We start from the raw sequence: 17,208 nt of genomic DNA on the forward strand, positions 1-17,208 counted from the left end.
ACTGACTTACCTATGAGATATACATGAGCAATAGTGGACATCTAACTATTCAATACAACTTACGTATTTCATCCGAATTGAAGGATAAAATTTCAAAATCTGCGAAAGAATTAAATCGCTCTATGAATTCCGATATTGTGGCTCGTCTTGAAGAAAGTTTTGAACAAAAAGCTTTTGAGAGTTTAGAGAGCGTACCGACTGAAGATTTGATGAAAGAGTTGGCTAAGCGTTTGGATGGGTTTAGTGTCGTGGCAAAATAAACATGAATGGTATATTAATAATATTTCTTAAATCTTTAAGAAAAGCTTTTGAAAATCCTAAACGTATTTTAGTTTATAGAGTCGTAGTCTTACTATTAGCTGCACTTTTAACATTAAATATGATGTTTTACTTTCTTCAAAATAAAATGAGTTTTCTAAATTACCTAAAAGAAAATTTAGCATTTTATATTTTTCTCCCATTACTAATGATTTTATTCTTTGAAATAAAAATACAAACAACAGTTTCAAACAAGAATTTAAGTGATATTGATGAAGAAAGTAAAAATAGAGTGATCAATATTGTAAATAATAATGGTGATATCAGCATAGGTGGGAAAGATAACAATAATCTAACCACTCAGAAATCAATCGTTGGATTTTCTGAATATTTTATAAGTGTCATCAATTATCTAGAAATTAAAGCTATAGATTCTGATAAAAAAGCTTCTCTACTTTTAGATAATGGTAAAAAGTTTTCTGTTGTTGGTATTACCTATTTTATCTTAGCTACTTTTGTATGGCAGTTATATATATATCGCGTTGGAGAATTTAAAACTCAACATATATATGGAATAGTTTCGACTTCTTTAGTATTTATTTTCATAGAATTTATAAGCGCTTGGTATCTACGTCAGTACAAAAGCTTTTCTGATACCTCAACATATTTGACTAAAATTAAGTCTATTTTTGATAAATACATGCTGATTTATCTTGTCACTGTAGAAAAGGGTGATAAAGATTTTACAATCTTATTAGAACAGCTTAGTTCTGAAATTAAGTGGCCAGAAACTTATCTTCTCAAACATGCTGATGTAAGTTTTGCAAAAGAAGCTCTTGAAACTATGACTACAATGGCTCAAGCATTTAAGAATGAAGTTAAAAATAAAGAAGCACCGTGAGGTGCTTCCAATTATCATCAATCCAAGCTATTTTTATTTATAATTTTTTGAAAACCATTTTTTCGATTATTCCATTTATCTTGATCTTCAAAAACCACTCCATAACTAGAATTTATTCTTTTATGGATATCAATTTTTTCAGTTCTCTTTAAATTAATTTCATCTATTATATCTTTTAGTTCTTTAAAATCTTTTTCACTCATATTATGCCCAACTATGATAGAAACAAGCATTTTATCTCTTGGGTATTTTTTCACTCTATCATTTTTGGTGTTTATATTTCTTACAAGCATTCTCCATTCTTTTTCATAACTCCAATCTGAATTTTTTTTAAAAATTGCATTATCAGCAATTTCGTCATTATAGCATCCATCTTCATATGTAACATAATGCGGCAATAAATGTACATATTTTTCATCTTTAATATCTGGAATATAAAATTCTAAACAAACCCCCTTACTTTCATTTGCATAAAAATGCCACATAGGATTATTATCATATTTCTCCGTTAAACAAACTACACCCATTTTATCTACAACCCCTAATACTGCATCTCTATATTTATTAAAAACACTTTTATTGTTTTCATTGTATCCATCCAAATCATTTAATATATTACATCTAGTTTTATGATCTATATTATTCTCACCAATAATTTTCTTTAAGTGAAGTTCTATTAATTCATCTGAAAAATTCTTACCTTCATTTGGGTCATTTAAACTACAGAAGGATGCATAAAATAACTCTTCTTCTAGCAATATTTTTTTAGTATATTCATTCCACTCTCGATAACGATATAGGAAACCACCTTTCCATGAGACTGTCATTTTAAAATACCTTTATTTTTCAATTAAACCATTAAAAAATCTTGTGAATTCTATTCAGCTTAATTATAGAGAAACTGTTATACAATTAACTAAGACTCATCTTCCGTATAACTTTTTAAATCTATAACTGTCATCATCCCAAAGAATGCCAACCATGTTAAGTAAAGCAATGGTGCAAGCAACACGACAAAAATAATATCTGCTATCGCAATATTTAGAGGCAAATATTTTATTAAAAGATTCACAACCCAATCATGATTTCTGATAAACATCCAGTCTATAAATATAGTAAGAAAAAAACTAAATACTATATAGTTTCTTTCCCGATTATGATTTTTCTTATGGATTTTTATCGACTTAATTTTCCCATTCTCATCATACTCTTTAGAAACTGCATCCTCCCAAAAAGCAATTATTGGTGCAATAATTTCAAAATTCCTAAAATTCTTATTTCTAAAGTAATAATCAACCAATTCATAATTAACAGCACGACTACCACAGACAAGTTGGGCACATGCGTTTTTAAGTGCTCTCTTTTCATCATCACTCAGATCAGTGTTTTGCTCGATCTTCTTAACTTCATCTATAAAATTTTGCCTTCTTTCTAAAACAGCTTCTATTTTTTTAAACTTATTTTTATGGTGAGTTAAAAACAGTTCAATTATTTTTAAAATAAAATCAAGCATATCTTTTTATTTATCCGATTTAGGACTGATTCTTAAGTTTGTCAACCAACTTTTAGGACTAAAAATGGAGTTTGTCAACCAAATGTCCTTTTTACAACATGATTTGATGCGTCAAAAGCATAAATTAGGTATATTTGCGCCCTAACACTAAAAACGGAAAAAAAATGAAAAAATCATTACTCCTATCTTGCTTAGTTCTTTGCAGTACAGCAACACTCGCACAAACTTATAAAGGCATCACAACATGCGAATTTGACTATGACGGCTTTAAGTTCTGCTCAAAAACAAATATTCAAAAATACAAAAATGCTTTGGCTACAAAGAAACCAAATTTTGATGAACAATACATTTTGATCAATGTAAGCAGTCGCTCAAATATTCGATATGTTGCACTAGATACAAAAACAGGTATCGCTTATCCATTATCAGATGAAATACAAGGCTTTAAAAACTCTCATGGCTTTCTTACAGGTAAACCCTCAAGTATCAACTATTCACTTTATAATACTGATTTATGTATAGAAGGTAGTGTATCTGCTTATCGAAATTCATATGATAACGTAAAGGTCTGCTATTCGATTCAAAAAGATGCTTCTTCTCCATATGGAAAAGATTTTAACCGTGTAAATATGCCTAAAGAGATTAATGACTGATAAAACCAGTTGATTCTCCCTTTTTTTATGTAAAAAAGCCATGTGAAGAGTTCACATGGCTATAAAACGAAAAACTACAGCGTGCCATGTGCATAGGATATTAAACAAGTCATTGTATTGAGTTGGGTATGTATATGCGGTCTACAGTGGTGTCTGAATTTAACGACAGTGATCCACTAGAACCAACATCAAAACCTATAACTTTTGATTTTAGAATTGCTGTAGCTTTTGTAGTGTTAAAAGTGTAAGTGATCGTGCAATCTGGTGCTGTACCTGCAACTACAGCAACACCATATGTTCCTAGAGATGAATCTGTCCCACAAGTATTGTTTCCGACATTTATTACAATTTGGGGTTTCAGCCCACCAGCTTGAACTATAGCCTCTGTTACCTGCGTTCTCGCTATATAAGTTTGATACACTGCAAACGCCATAGCAGCCAAGATACCTATAATTGCGATAACAGTAAGCAATTCAATTAAACTAAACCCCATATAGTGCTTTTTCATCAGAATTTCTCCAAAGTTAAGCTGATTTATATTTATTTTTCCATTCACGTTATTTTTTATCTCTTATCAATATATAAAATGATCAAGTTTTAATCAATTCATTTTTCTTCTATTAAGTGAGACATTGTTCACGCTTTTTTTTAGCACAGCCGTATATGAAAATTGAGTCAAAATAAAATATGTGGCTACATATAAAGCCCTCACTTAGAGGGCTTTTCTTCATTCGTCACAACATCCCACGCCTGACTCAATCGCTCCGCATCAACTGCGTGTCCGTCAGCTTTTTCTGCCATTGCTCGATATTCTGTTGTGCATGCTTCGAGTAACTCTCCGTTGGCAATGGTGTAGTCAACAATGGTTTCTTTGGAAGCACTGGACAGACGTTGGTTTGCACGACGGATCTGCTCTGACAGCCCGTAATTAGCCAACTGAGCAGCACTAGCGGCAGCAGCCGCATCTTGTATTTTTTGATTCGCATTTTGTTCTACCTTTAGAAGTTGTTCGGCCCATGTTTTTTCTTGGGTAATCGCATCGGTTTTGGCTTTCGCATTGGCTTCGGTTTGATCGGCTTTGTACTGTTTTAACTCAGCTTTGGCTTGGTTCACTTTTGTTGTGCATTTGGCATCGGCATTGTTCAAATCACTTGCCAGACTGTTAGCTTGCCAAGTCTGGAATACGCCATAAATCACAAGAACGATGATCAAAGACCAGCGTTTATGTGCCAGTACCCACCAGAAACAGGCACAAAAAAAACGCCAAATGGCGCTCAGAATTGCGAGGGCTGAAATCATAAGTTCGCTCCCATACATTTGTTGTAACGCTCAAGCTGTCGGGTGTACACGCCATAGCAGTTATTACTACGAATTGAGCAATCTCGCCCTGCGGCATATTTGTATTTCAGTAATGACTTACATGCCTGTGTGTATTGTCCTGTTTTGAGATTTTTCAACATAGATGACTTAGCCCACGTGCTTTGCCCGAACTGGTAAGAGAAATCGGCATACAGGTCGTATTCATCTTGTGATAGCTTGATGCCTTGCAAGGACTTGTTAAACACGGGTGCATCTTTGGCATAGTGTGCCTTGAGATATTCATGCCCCTGCTTTTTCGAGACTGGCGGATCAGTCATTTTAACCTTGCGACCGTCGGGATGAACCGTATTACCAAATGCCACTGTGGGCACACCACCAATGTCTTTGTACGGTACAGCACGAAAACCCTCTTTCGAGCCTGTGTACGCCACACCTGTATCACTGACACCCTGAATAAAAAAGCCGCCAATCGCGGCGGCTAAAGTTCCAATCACGTAGTATTTAGTCTTGTTCGACATCACATTTTTCCTTTTTTAACGATTCGAGATAGGCTTGGTGTTCAATTGCATCGCGTTTGTCTTTTTTACGTGCGAAATACCAGTTCATCGCCAAGCCACCCACACCGATCAGCACACTGATCCAGAATCCCAAATCAAGTGATGCCAGCCACGATGAAAATGCGCCAATACTTCCGCCATACATGGCCGTTTTACTGGCGAGTAGCGTTGAAGCGGTATTATCAAATGCCTGTTCAGACACGGTTTCCCCCTTATTTTTGGCAATAAAAAAGCCCCGATGTGGGGCTATAAAATCAATCTATTTTTAACTTTCTGTAATTTCCTGAACGCCTAAATCATCGCTACGCACAGCATCTTCAGGCAGATCCGCTTGCTGTAATGCTTCAGCATATTGCATGGCTTCCTCTTGTGACTCAGCTTCAATTTCACGTTCAATACGGTAGACACGGTGGGTAATGATTTTAAATTTCATCTTATTTATTCCTGATCAAGCATTTATAAAATCTTTATCGTTGTTGTAATAAAGATCACTGTAATTAATTGAGGTAATCGTGCCATCACTGGACTTTTCAGTGACTAAAAACAGATCCCGTCTGACTCCCGTATCACGGGTGATGATGTACTGGGTACAGCTCAGATTGCCGTCATATTCCAGAATCAGACTGGCGGTTGGTGCACGTGCCAGCAGGACTTCATGTTCATCGTCCCCCTGAGTCACCGCAATCACATCCACCGACTTGTTGGGCAGTTGTAGGTGAATGACATAGTTTTGCCCTACCTCCAGTTCACAATGCTGTGAAAGCTCTAGATATAAACCGTCCTGATCGAGCACTGCCCCTGAGCTAATCACCTGTTGTTTGGTGTCATCCGCCACCAGTAGCAGGTCATTACGGGTGACCAGATCCGCTTCGTGATAAGTTTGAAACTCCACGGCACGTCGTTGATAGATCAGTTTGTTATAGGCACGATAAGCCAACAGCTTCGCCTGATTTTCATGGGTCACGCCTTTGGCATCGATGCTTTGCGGATTGACCACATCATCATTGGGTAGATTAATTTCGCTTTCAGACCAACTGTCATCGGGATCTGTCCAGGTCAATTTAATCCCGTCGTAGTCCTTATTGACTCCGAAATTACTGGTGCGTTTTTCTGACTGTGGCACTTTGTTGCGATGGTTGAACAGCAAGGTCGGCACGTCCTGCGGCTGCTCAAACGCAAAGTACACGATGTTGGATTCACGCCGAGCATCACAGAACAGTACCGATGCCATTGCAGCCAGTGTTTCTTCATAGGACATCTTGGCATCATCAAAAGTGTAGTTAAACTCAATCGCTGTGCCAAAGTAGGCATTGATTTCTGAAGCTGTGGCATACAGGCTTTCAATGTCCAGTGTGTCGAGACTCCGTCGTCCAATCAGCGGATCGACCGTCAAGGCACAGACCGCATCGGCAAAGTTGTTGCTGGCGGTCATTTCTGTGGATTGAACGCCTGTGGCATAGCTATACAGTTTACGGGTCGCAATACAGTTGATCTGACGTTCTTTGACAGAAAGTGCACCATCGGTGGCCAGTGTTTTGGTGCGGACAATGGTCACATCAGGGTAGCTGTCTTGAGTGGATTGCTTGAGCAGAAAGACATCTTTGAGCTTGACCGTTTCATAGCTATTGCCATTTGACCAGACCGCCCAAGTTTTTGCTGATCGAAAGCGGATGCCATAGTGACCAAAATCAAGATCTAGATAGATACTCTTACCAAAGCTATCAATGATATTGCTCCACTGAATGAATGCGTAAGATAGAACCTCGCCGACCTCATCGCCATTGATATCCAGATATTGATATTCAATGGTTAGTTGGACTCTAAAATCCTTGCGAACGCCATCTTTAGTGACCTGATACAAGCCCTGTGGAAAATTGAAGTTGAATAACGCACGTTCGGGATTGTCGAATTTTAAGTAATACCACCCCACCCATTTACTGGTGACGATGGCAAGGGAAATCTCTGAATCAGTGCTGAGTCCTTGTGTTGTTCCCCCAAAGTCGCTGCTGAGTTTATCCCAATCCGAATTCACTGAAGATGCATTGGCCAGTGTGATCTGATCCTCCTGCACAGCACCGACGGTATAGGTTTCATCGAGGTTAATGCTATTGCTTGAGTCTGTTAAGGTAATCCCTGCGCTAATGCTGTAATCCGTATCGACCTGCGACCAGTTGTAATTGACCGTACTGGCATTGCTGAGCTGGATCGTATAGATATAATCCGAGCCGCTGACGGTTTGAGCCACACTAGAAACTTCAAAGCTGCCCGATAGATCATAAGATTGTGTTGTGGTTGTCAGATCAGGATTGGTCACAGTCTTGGTGATGGATGCTCCTGTCAACGTCAGCCCCTGATAGGTTGCAAATCCTGCAATGTTCTGGGTACTGGTAACAATCACTTGTCCATTTTCATTCACAGTGGCCGAACCTGAAAGTGAGACATTGGCTTGACCAAACTCAGCACCCTGAATCGCAATCCCATCACCGACTTCAAACGAGTCAGTAAAATCGACACTGGTATTAGTACGATGGATTGCCCCGCCCGATGTAAAGTACAACCCGACATTACTCAGACTGACATCATTGGGTGCTTTTAAGGTTTGCCCGTTGATTGATGCCGATTTCTTGACTGTGTATGGCAATTCATCGAAAGCAGTTCCTGCCTGATACGCAGGTGTCCCGATCAGACTGGTTTCAGGATCATAAAAACAGGCCGATGAGCCACTAATCCCCTCGACTGCGGTTTCCCCGTCATTCACTTCGGTGACTTGATAATAACCACGCCCTAGACACATCAGGCATTCTTCAATCTCAATGCCATCACTGTTGTAGTAAGACAACGGCACTGCAAGCAGATCAGGAATGGCTTTGACTGTTCCGAAGATGTCTGCAACCCGTCCACCCAGTCGCTGTTTGTTGGATCGACTGGACAGGTCATTGTTACTTGAACCCTGCGCCACCGCAGAAGGGTTTTTCATGGTGAGCACGGTATACAGCGAGTAAGCCGCCATGATCGCCACCACCGCATAATAGATATACGGCAAGACCGCAGCCCCTGCATGACACACTACTTCAAACTGATCATCTGGATCAGCATTCAGTAAGGCAAAAGCCGTGGCTTTGTCATGCGGGGTAACATCGGTCTCGGCACACGGTTGTCCCTTATAGATGCGGGCCAGTGGATATTTGGCCTTGATCATCAGGAAAGCATGCAAAACGTTGTCCGTGTGCTCGATGGTGATGCTGGAATCATCCAGTGGATTTTCAAAGATCCTGAACATGCTCATAATATCGAAACCTGAGATAGTGAATGTTGAGCGCACGCAAATGCACGTACTGCACCCCGCCTTCGCTGAGATGCAGAACTTTGCCGCCATAAAAAAGCCCCACATGGTTATCTCCCGTGAGGCTGGTCATCAGCACGATACAGCCCTGCTGTGGCTGTTTGAGTCGTTTGTTTTTGATCACAGTTTGCCGTGAGGTGGTGATCGCCTGATTGAGTGCGCCAGTTAAGCCAATAAAGCTGCTGGAATAATCCTGATGGAGTAAGGCTTTGGCAGCATCAATCACAAAATGCACGCAGTGATAATTTAAAACGTTGTATTGCTTTTCAAATAAGCCTAGATCCATGCCACTGACTCCATTGTTTTGGTTAGTTAGTAGAATCCGATCAGCGTTGGAAAGTTAGCTTTGGTAAACAGCAAACCTGTCCCCACGGCATTCAGTTTCGGTGCTTCGGCATTAAATGTTGTCCCCTGATAGTCAGAGCTTTGATCGGTCACTTCGAGGTTATCAATCACCAGGATTGGTGTGGACAGATCCAGACTGGAGTAAGCCCGATAAGTGACCTGTGGACGCTCGGTTGAGCCTGCATCCAGAATCTGGTCAATCAGATCAGGAACAATGTCACCCAGATCACCAATGGTAATGGCTAGGGTTTGGTCTAAATCGTCTGAACTGCTGCCCTTGTCGATCTGAAGCGGCACGTATTCATAGTTAAAGTAACTGCTGTCATGCCCAACACTGACCCCATCCGCCATGTTGGTGACATAGCGCAGCGGGGTTGCCCACAGGCTGTGCTTGATCTCGATACATTCGATCAAATAAGCGGGTTGTGTGGCAAACAGGTATTCTTCAAGCTGATTGGTCATTTCGGGACTCCGCGAGGGTTTGAATTGCGGCTGTATCCAGTACATTGTTTAAAATGTGCATTTGAGCCGTGACTTTAAAAATCTTTCCGTTTTTAGTCATGCCAATGCTGTTCGGGACGAAGTGTGCCTTGTAACGCTGCAATGCCCGTGTATCAATCACCGTATCAAGGGTGAATGGCTTACGCAGATGCTGCCAGACCCGATAAAAGGCAGTGAAATAACTGTAGTCATCGGCAGTTAAGTTAAAGTTGGTCGTGACCACATTCTCAAGCTGCTCAAAGGTTGCGCGATAACGGTTATCGGTTAAGCCTTCGACCTGAATCACGCTATTGCCCAATGTCATGGCATAAGAAGCTTGCAAGGGACAGAGATCTAAATGATTAAAGCGTGCCCCTGCAATGTTGCGCGGTTCGATAATCGCTTGGTCATAATAGATATTGAAACGGTTCACCACAGCTTTTAAAGCAAAGGCAAAACGGTAGTTCTTGGTCATGCCGATTTGCACCAGGGCGGATGCTGTACCCAATGCATACTCAGTCTGAAAGCGATCCCGCTGTTGGCGATAGTACAGCGTGTCATTGCGAATATAGGCCAGAATCACATCGGCATTGGCGGACTGCTCTGCCCGATGGTCATCCAGTGCCAGTTGTGGGGTCAGGTGCTCGGCATCGTAGGCTGTGGTGACATAGGCACTGATGCTGGTGTCATACCACCACAGATAGGCAATGCCATTTGCAACATAAGTCACGTAGGGGCGCATGGAAAAACTAAAGGCAAAACTCAATTGAGTAACATTTGCAATTTCAAGCAATTGATGCGTAATCCCAGCATTGTCGGTGATACAGATCCAGCCATCCTGATAAAAACACGTCCAGATTTTGACTTGCAGGCCATTCGATGCATCCTGAAGATCTGTACCGCCCCATTCATAATCGATCAGGTCACTGGTTCGATCAGGCACTAAAAAGCCAGCGAAGATGCTGGCTGAAGATAGTGTGTTGTCAGGTAGCATGATGATTATCCTGTATAGCGGCCCCAGCTCAGTTCAAAGGTATAGGTCATGGTATTGGATGAGGTCTTGGTGATTGCTGTATTGAGTTGCAATTTATAACCTATAATCGTGCTTAACCAACCTGCGACTGATAATAACCCTGCATACCCTACCTTCAGAGACAAATGCGACCCGTTCACCGTATTCAAGTCCAGATTAAACACCGATTTACAGGAGGTTGGGGTTGGGTATGTTGTTGTGCGTGAAGATGTAGTGCCAAGATTTGTGGATGGTAATGCTGTGACCGATGAGCCTGACGCACCAGAATAAACATATAGGTATGGGGCATATACCTGTCCAAAAGTAACTGATGGTGTCCCTAGATATGGTAGACCTGTATAGCTATAGCTATTAATCAAGGCTCCTGTTTTATCCACCAGGTTAAAAGATCCTGACAGGATTTGTGCAGGATAAACCCGAACTTCTGACACCACATCCAGATATTCATCAGACAGCACAGTAATCGTGGTCGGATTGCCATTGGCATCTTTAATCAGTGCCCGATTCCAAAGTGTGGTATTCCCCCACCCTAAACCGACTTCCGAAATATTTCCAGCAGCAACACCTAACCCAAATCGCCATGTCACGGTTGCTGAATAGTAGTAAGGTGCTGTGGTCACCTGTACCGCTGACGATGTTGCCTGCTGTGTTGTGGTACTGGCCAGAAAGGCATCCAGTGCGGTCTGGGTCGCCACAGGCGTGCTATTGCCTGTTCCAACACAGCACTGACTGATCCATGTACCGACTGACATTTGTGCCAGACCCGTATCGAGCACCAGATTGCAAAACCAGTCTGTTTCACGGGCAATACGGCCATCGGCTTTACGAGCCACCAGTTTAAACCGTGCTCCAATTTCCTGATGGAAACTAAATTTCATATCAACCTCTAGTTTGTAATTTGTGCACCAATCAGCGCAAAGGTGGTTTGAATTTTTTCAGGCTGCATGGTGTTTACCACCAATACATTTTTTTGAGTCGCGGCAGTCAATGCAAATGCCGTCGTGACGTTCTCTGTTTCAATGGTTGTACTGTCCAAGACACTCCGCATCATTGCTGCTGTCAGTGCAAAGGCTGTCTGAACAGAATCAACCACTGCCTGATCACCTCCACCTGTTGCACCTGAACCACTGGTGTTATCAGCATCGGGATAAATGGTATTTTCTGAACGGATCGTGGCTTGTGAAAGTGCAAAGGCTGTTTCAACCGATTCAACATCGGCATCTGTGAGATTCATAATTTCACGCTGCACTCCAGCTGTCAGCGCAAAATCAGTAGTAATACTCTCAACAAACTGGAACGGATACATTCGCGAAGTCAGGGCAATCACAGGACTGATGACCACCAGTAACTGAGCACTGACATTGAAGATCCGCCCATTCAGTTCCGAGAAACTAAAGCTGTCAGGTACAAACTGGCAGATGTAATCCTTGTACTGACTATCTTCAATAAACAGCTTCATAAAAAAAGGCAGCGGGTTAAGCTGCCAGTTCAGATAAAATGCCCGAAAGTAAAGGTAGTCGGCTTCTGTCAATTTATAGCCAATACTGACCAGATGCTTTTTGGATTCAGTCAGCGTGCTATAGCGTGAAAATCCTCCTGGTAACTGATCTCGCTGCACCGAGCAGCCAAACTGCACGCTATAACTGGCTTGTAACGGGCAAAGATCAAGACGATTCATTATCGGTTTCTCCTTGCCGTGGTATTACGTGCCAGTGATTTGCTTTCGCGTGAATTGGCATTGCCCAGTTGCTGCCATGAACGCTTGATCATCTGATCCACAACATCAATGCTGATCGAACCATCACTGTTCTGCTGGGCATTGACCTGTGCGCCTGAAGTGTTGTTGATGGTGATGTTTGCGCCTTGATTTGTGCTTGATGACTCTGTCAATGCAGATGCGATTTTACTTTGAGATGTAGAAGCATCAAATCCAACAAGCCCACCATCAGCACGAAAGACAGGAAGTTTGCCTGTCTGGTTAATATAGTCGAGTGTCCCAACGCCCAAGCTTTTTACTGTACTGGCTTTAAACACATACTCATTGTTCGATAGCCATGCAGGAATTGAATCGCTGGTTTCTGTACCTGCACCACGCACATGTCCACCATCAGCAAAAGCCGCATCAATCGATGAGATCGCTGCAATGGCAGGTGTAATTGCTGCAAAAACAGCCGTTGCGCCTGCAATCTTCTGCATGGGGGTCATTGCTGTTGGGTCAGCAAATGCCGAGGTATAAGCCTGCCAAGCATTCATAGTTGCTGTTGCAATTGCAAAAGCCTGTTGAGTAGCAAATAAAGCCTTATAAACACCTGATTGTTTATCACCTGCAGCTTCAAGCATATCCAGCATGGCCGTGGTTGCAGTTGTCCCTTGATCTAGCCAGAGTTGGGTTTGAGCCAGTGCATATTTCTGGTCAATTGCTTGACGGGTAATATTTGCCTCTTCAGAAATACGATTACGCTCATCTAGACCCTTTTGAATAATGTCATTTAACTGAGTCTGATAATCCTGTTCTGAAGTCAACAAACCAGCTTTACGTAACTCCTCTAGCTTCGCTTCGGCATCACTTTGGTTTGCATATGATGCTGAACGTGCAGAATTTTCACCTTCTTTAACAGTCGCATAATCAGCAAGTTTAGCCCCTTGTTCTGGCATAGCAGGATTATCCCCGCCTTGACCAAAAGGTTTACCAAAGTTTAAACCTAGGGTTTTCTTTAATTCCTCCCATTTTTGCTTGGCCTCGTTAAACTGCTCATCCAAAGCCTTACGGTAGAGCTGCTCCTTATATGCCTTGAGTTGTTCGGCAACTGCTTTGTCATAGCCTGCGGTCTGATCAATCATGGCGATTTCATAATCATGCTGACGCTTTGCATAATCCTGAACAGTTAAAAGACCTTCTTGTGCAGCTAACAGTGTTGCTTCACGCTCTAGCTCAGCATTTTTTAAATTATGCTGAAACTCTGAATCTTTGGCGGTAAGTATTGCCTCACGTGCTGCTTTACTTAACTGAGTATTTTTAGAAATTTCATCACGTTCAAATGCGTACTGCTGTTTCATAAACGTGATGGAATCCATCGAAACCTGCTTAGCTGATAGAATCTGCTGCGCTTCTTCACGTTTGACTGCTTCAATCTCAGTTTGCATCTGGCGATCTAAAGCAGCTGCTGCATCCTTACGTTGTGTTGGCGTTTTAGATAAATCAGCCTCAGCCAATTGCTTTTTCACGGCATACTCATTTTGCAGCTGGGTAATCCGATCAGTTTCAAAAGAATGAAGCTGGTTGTATTCATCCTTCTCCTGAGCATTTAAGGTTTTAAGCTGGCTTTGGTACAGTGCAGCCTGTTTTGCCAAAGCATTGGTTTGATCTGAACCTGTCAAGGTTGAGTTAATCGCTTCAATGGCATCTTGGTTATCTTGGGCAAGCTGCTGTTCTTGGGTGTAGTACTTCTTGTTGATTTCAAGTTTCTTATCATCCAGTGCCTTTTGGGCTTCTGCCAAAGTTGCCTGTTGAGCCAGTAAATCCGCCTGTGTCGGCATCAAGATAGACTGATCAACGGTAGACTGGCCATTTGCGCCAGCCATATATTTCAAAACACTATTGGCATGCCCCTGCATCTCCTTTGCTTTCGCTGGAGATAAATAGCCAACACCATTAATTTTTTGATAACCACCCTGAGCAGTAACCTGATCAGAAATACGTCCAGCTCTAAGAGCATCGACTCCGCCAGTTCCACCGTTATATGCCATGATGGCATCTAACCAGTTTCCGTATTTCTTATAATTCTTAGCCAAATCCTCCGCAGCTGCCGCAGCAACCTTACCAGGGTTTTTCGTATTGTCTGCCACTGTTAGGCTATAGGTATCCCTAAACCCTTGTGTTGTTTGCAGAAAACCTTTTGCACCTGTTGGGCTAGTCGCATTTTTCCCACCTGATTCAGTCGCAATAAGACCCGTTAGCAGTCCTGATGGTAACCCCTTGTTTTTAGCAATATCTTCAAGACTATGTGTTGCAACCAATACAGCAGCACCAGCAATTTTTTTACGGTCACTATCACTATATGTATAGTTTTTTGCATCCCAGCTTTTGATTGTGGCTTGTCGAACTGAATCAGGCATCACATCTTTTTTTGAACCTGAAAAACCTAGCCCTGCTGCCTCACGTGCATCTGCAAAGTGATTGGCCATATCTAAAGACATGCCATTATTATTCACTTGGTTTTGAATATATTTTTGGCGTGCCAAGTCCTTATCTACACCGCGAATATACTCCATTTGCTTTTGGGTCAGATTTGCATACGCTTTGGCAGCATTGTTTGTCGCATCTGCATGCTGTTGCTGTTTCTTTGCAGCCTCATCATTTTTTTGATTCAACTGATTTAAAACATCTTTTTCCTTTTGGTATGCTGTTTTCGCTGCATCATGTTTAGAAGTTAGGTTACCAATCTTCTCAACCTGTTCATCACTGACACCATTAATTGACTTCACGGCTTCATAAAACTGAACAGCTGTAATTTTGCCTTGCGAGTACTGCTTGAACTGTTTTTGAACTTGCTGAGAAACTTTTTCAGAGATACGCCCAGAATCTTCCAAATATCCTAAATAGGCATCAAGTTCAGAGTAAGCGAAAGAATACTTTTCTCCTAGCTCCTTAACATCCTTAGTCAATTGTCGAATTGCAGTATCTTTCTGAATAGCATTCAGTTTTTCATATTTACTTGTTAACTCATCAACAGATTTTCCTTGTGTCTCCAAAACTTTTGGAACATCTTTGGTATTGTCTTTGAGCAATAAATAAGATGCTGCAACTGCCGCTACAGTTAGCCCTAAACCGACAGGTCCACCGAGCAGACCTAATAAACCTACTCCAGTACGAACACTGGCAGCTTGCGCCACATTGTTGGCACTGGTGGCAACAGTCAAACGCTCAGTTGCAGTAGTTTGTGCAGTACGGGCGGCAACATACTCGGCAGATCCTGCCACTGTAGTTGAAGCCAAACGTTGTTCTAACACAGTCAGTTCAGCAGTCATACTGGCTTGAACCTGCTGTAATTCCGCCATACGTGCCAATGTTGCATTTCGCCCTTGATCTGTAATTTGGCTGCGTAGACGTTGCACTTCTAAAGCTTTTTCAGCATTGGTTTGTGCAATACTAGATTCAACCCGCTGAATTTCTGAAGCAATCACCTGACGATCTGCAGCCACTTTTGCCTCAGCATTCGCAACAGCCGCACGTGCAGCAGACATTTCCGCATTTGCCGCATTGAGTTCTGCGGTTGCTTTACGCTGTGCGGTTAAAATCGCTGCTTCTTCTGCCTGAATATCTGCAACAATCGCTGTGATTTTGCTATAAATCCCTGCAACATATTTTGCAGTTGCAGGTACAGCTGCACCAACCAGATATGCGCCCAGTACGGTTGCCACAGCTTTGACCTCATCCATGTGGGTCACAACTTCTTTCAAGGCTGGCACTGCAACATTGACCAGTTCCGCTTCAAACCCCTGCCACTGTAAATCTAGAATTTGCAGGTTTTCTTTGGCTAAAGCCAAGTTTTTCACCATGTCATCTGACATGATTTTTCCTGCTTGTTGGGCTACATCCCCCCATTTTTGGAATCCTTTACCGCCATTTTCAAGCAATGGAATTAACAATGAAGAATCTGAAATGATCGACTCCATATAGAATTTCATATCATTGGTTGAAGCCCCTGCTTTTTCCAATGAGTTATAAAAAAGCTGTAATGCTTCTGGCCCAGATAGTTTTTGGAACTGGTCAATGGTGACTCCGACACGTGGCCCAATATCATTAAAGAAGTCAGCAAGTGGCCCACCACCTGTACGCTGAAAGTCGCCAATACGGTCTTGCATATCTTTCATTTTGTCAGCAAAAGATTCCATCGAAATGCCTGCCGTATCTGCACCGACTGCGTAATATTGGAACTGCTGAATAGAAGCATTGGAGAGCTTGGCAAATTTCTGAATGTCATTGCCTGCATCAACAAATTTTTCGGCAAATGCCATCACACTCGCCACCGATAAGCCTGCGGCAACTGCACCCAATGCTTTGACTGCAAAGGATGCTGCATCAAATGACTTGGCAATTTTCTTTGTAGAATCTTCTGCCTGACGCTCTGCCCGTTCTAGAGGCTCAGTAAATGAGCTAATGCGAGTCACAAGATCAAGGGTTAAACGACCGAGAGATGCAGCCATATTACTTTCCTCTAGATAATAAAAAACCCCGCTGGGCGGGGCTTCTATCAAAATAACTTATTGCTTAATTGCTAATAAAAACCACCCGAAGGTGGCTTTTATTTTTAATTTCGTGGCGCTGGGCTCAGCATTAATGGTCTTTCTTTACTCATGTCAGCAAGGTTTGAAGAAACTCGCCCGCAATTTGGCTGATTTGTATCAATAACCTGCGTACCTTCAACACGATACCCAATACGACCAAAAATAAACGCTTGGTTTAACTGAGTAATCACAACATCGGTTAAGGCAACAGAACACTTATTTTTCTCAATAGCACGGTCAATTGCCGTTTTCATATTTGGAATACCAAGTGGAACAACTACAACAGGTGCAGTATCTTCGCCTTGAACTCGTTCACCTTTTACAAAACCACTTGAAACCAAGTTATAATTTTTTGTACTTGCCATTGTTAAATCAGCTACACGCATTGTACAACCGCCCAAAAATAATGAGGCAATCGCGGCAGCAGTAATAAGTTTCTTCATTTTTAATCTCTTACTGACATGAGATTACAATATAATCAACTTACATAAAGTAACGCAAATTTAAATTTATACCA

Annotated in this window: 18 protein-coding genes; 3 read left to right on the plus strand and 15 right to left on the minus strand. The window is 41.7% G+C overall.

What is annotated here, in order from left to right; translation table 11 throughout:
• The first annotated feature begins 23 nt into the window (after positions 1 to 23).
• Positions 24 to 260, plus strand: a complete 237-nt coding sequence (locus tag C1A47_RS01040; protein WP_111891554.1) for an Arc family DNA-binding protein — start codon at positions 24 to 26, stop codon at positions 258 to 260.
• A 2-nt stretch (positions 261 to 262) separates the two neighbouring features.
• Positions 263 to 1,159, plus strand: a complete 897-nt coding sequence (locus C1A47_RS01045) for a hypothetical protein (RefSeq protein WP_111891556.1) — start codon at positions 263 to 265, stop codon at positions 1,157 to 1,159.
• Positions 1,160 to 1,176: 17 nt separating this feature from the next.
• On the opposite strand, the gene C1A47_RS01050 is transcribed toward C1A47_RS01045, so the two are convergent.
• On the minus strand, positions 1,177 to 1,986 hold the full coding sequence (locus C1A47_RS01050) for a DUF2971 domain-containing protein (RefSeq protein ID WP_111891558.1): 810 nt from the start codon (positions 1,984 to 1,986) through the stop codon (positions 1,177 to 1,179).
• Between the two features lie 89 nt (positions 1,987 to 2,075).
• On the minus strand, positions 2,076 to 2,672 hold the full coding sequence (locus C1A47_RS01055; protein ID WP_111891560.1) for a hypothetical protein: 597 nt from the start codon (positions 2,670 to 2,672) through the stop codon (positions 2,076 to 2,078).
• Positions 2,673 to 2,836: 164 nt separating this feature from the next.
• On the opposite strand from C1A47_RS01055, the gene C1A47_RS01060 reads away from it, so the two are divergent.
• A complete protein-coding gene (locus tag C1A47_RS01060) occupies positions 2,837 to 3,325 on the plus strand; it encodes a hypothetical protein (RefSeq protein ID WP_111891562.1) in 489 nt (162 codons plus the stop codon).
• Between the two features lie 109 nt (positions 3,326 to 3,434).
• Here the strand turns inward: C1A47_RS01060 and C1A47_RS01065 are convergent, their stop codons facing one another.
• The 13 genes from C1A47_RS01065 to C1A47_RS01120 form a co-directional block, all read right to left on the minus strand.
• Entirely contained in the window at positions 3,435 to 3,833 is a 399-nt protein-coding gene (locus C1A47_RS01065; protein ID WP_111891564.1) for a pilin, read from the minus strand.
• Positions 3,834 to 4,033: 200 nt separating this feature from the next.
• Positions 4,034 to 4,624, minus strand: a complete 591-nt coding sequence (locus C1A47_RS01070; RefSeq protein WP_111891566.1) for a hypothetical protein — start codon at positions 4,622 to 4,624, stop codon at positions 4,034 to 4,036.
• Entirely contained in the window at positions 4,621 to 5,163 is a 543-nt protein-coding gene (locus tag C1A47_RS01075; protein WP_111891568.1) for a glycoside hydrolase family protein, read from the minus strand. Before C1A47_RS01075 ends, C1A47_RS01070 begins: the two co-directional genes overlap by 4 nt.
• Positions 5,147 to 5,404 carry a holin gene (locus C1A47_RS01080; RefSeq protein ID WP_111891570.1) on the minus strand — a complete coding sequence of 86 codons (258 nt, stop codon included), beginning with the start codon at positions 5,402 to 5,404 and terminating at the stop codon, positions 5,147 to 5,149. Before C1A47_RS01080 ends, C1A47_RS01075 begins: the two co-directional genes overlap by 17 nt.
• A gap of 63 nt (positions 5,405 to 5,467) precedes the next feature.
• Entirely contained in the window at positions 5,468 to 5,635 is a 168-nt protein-coding gene (locus tag C1A47_RS17620; protein WP_162625904.1) for a hypothetical protein, read from the minus strand.
• Between the two features lie 15 nt (positions 5,636 to 5,650).
• The gene (locus tag C1A47_RS01085) at positions 5,651 to 8,488 is read right to left on the minus strand and encodes a host specificity factor TipJ family phage tail protein (RefSeq protein ID WP_111891572.1); all 2,838 of its coding nucleotides are present in this window, start codon (positions 8,486 to 8,488) and stop codon (positions 5,651 to 5,653) included.
• A complete protein-coding gene (locus tag C1A47_RS01090; protein WP_111891574.1) occupies positions 8,466 to 8,831 on the minus strand; it encodes a hypothetical protein in 366 nt (121 codons plus the stop codon). The genes C1A47_RS01085 and C1A47_RS01090 overlap by 23 nt, the downstream gene beginning before the upstream one ends.
• 26 nt (positions 8,832 to 8,857) lie before the next feature.
• On the minus strand, positions 8,858 to 9,352 hold the full coding sequence (locus C1A47_RS01095) for a DUF1833 family protein (protein WP_111891576.1): 495 nt from the start codon (positions 9,350 to 9,352) through the stop codon (positions 8,858 to 8,860).
• On the minus strand, positions 9,336 to 10,364 hold the full coding sequence (locus C1A47_RS01100) for a hypothetical protein (RefSeq protein WP_111891578.1): 1,029 nt from the start codon (positions 10,362 to 10,364) through the stop codon (positions 9,336 to 9,338). Before C1A47_RS01100 ends, C1A47_RS01095 begins: the two co-directional genes overlap by 17 nt.
• A gap of 5 nt (positions 10,365 to 10,369) precedes the next feature.
• A complete protein-coding gene (locus tag C1A47_RS01105) occupies positions 10,370 to 11,281 on the minus strand; it encodes a hypothetical protein (RefSeq protein ID WP_111891580.1) in 912 nt (303 codons plus the stop codon).
• Between the two features lie 8 nt (positions 11,282 to 11,289).
• Positions 11,290 to 12,081 carry a hypothetical protein gene (locus C1A47_RS01110; RefSeq protein WP_111891582.1) on the minus strand — a complete coding sequence of 264 codons (792 nt, stop codon included), beginning with the start codon at positions 12,079 to 12,081 and terminating at the stop codon, positions 11,290 to 11,292.
• Complete coding sequence (locus C1A47_RS17815) at positions 12,081 to 16,610, minus strand: hypothetical protein (protein ID WP_227539710.1); 4,530 nt, start codon at positions 16,608 to 16,610, stop codon at positions 12,081 to 12,083. The genes C1A47_RS01110 and C1A47_RS17815 overlap by 1 nt, the downstream gene beginning before the upstream one ends.
• 104 nt (positions 16,611 to 16,714) lie before the next feature.
• Complete coding sequence (locus C1A47_RS01120; RefSeq protein ID WP_227539711.1) at positions 16,715 to 17,134, minus strand: hypothetical protein; 420 nt, start codon at positions 17,132 to 17,134, stop codon at positions 16,715 to 16,717.
• Positions 17,135 to 17,208: the final 74 nt, after the last annotated feature.

Source organism: Acinetobacter sp. MB5 (assembly GCF_003261585.1).
In the GTDB taxonomy this organism is placed as follows: Bacteria; Pseudomonadota; Gammaproteobacteria; order Pseudomonadales; family Moraxellaceae; genus Acinetobacter.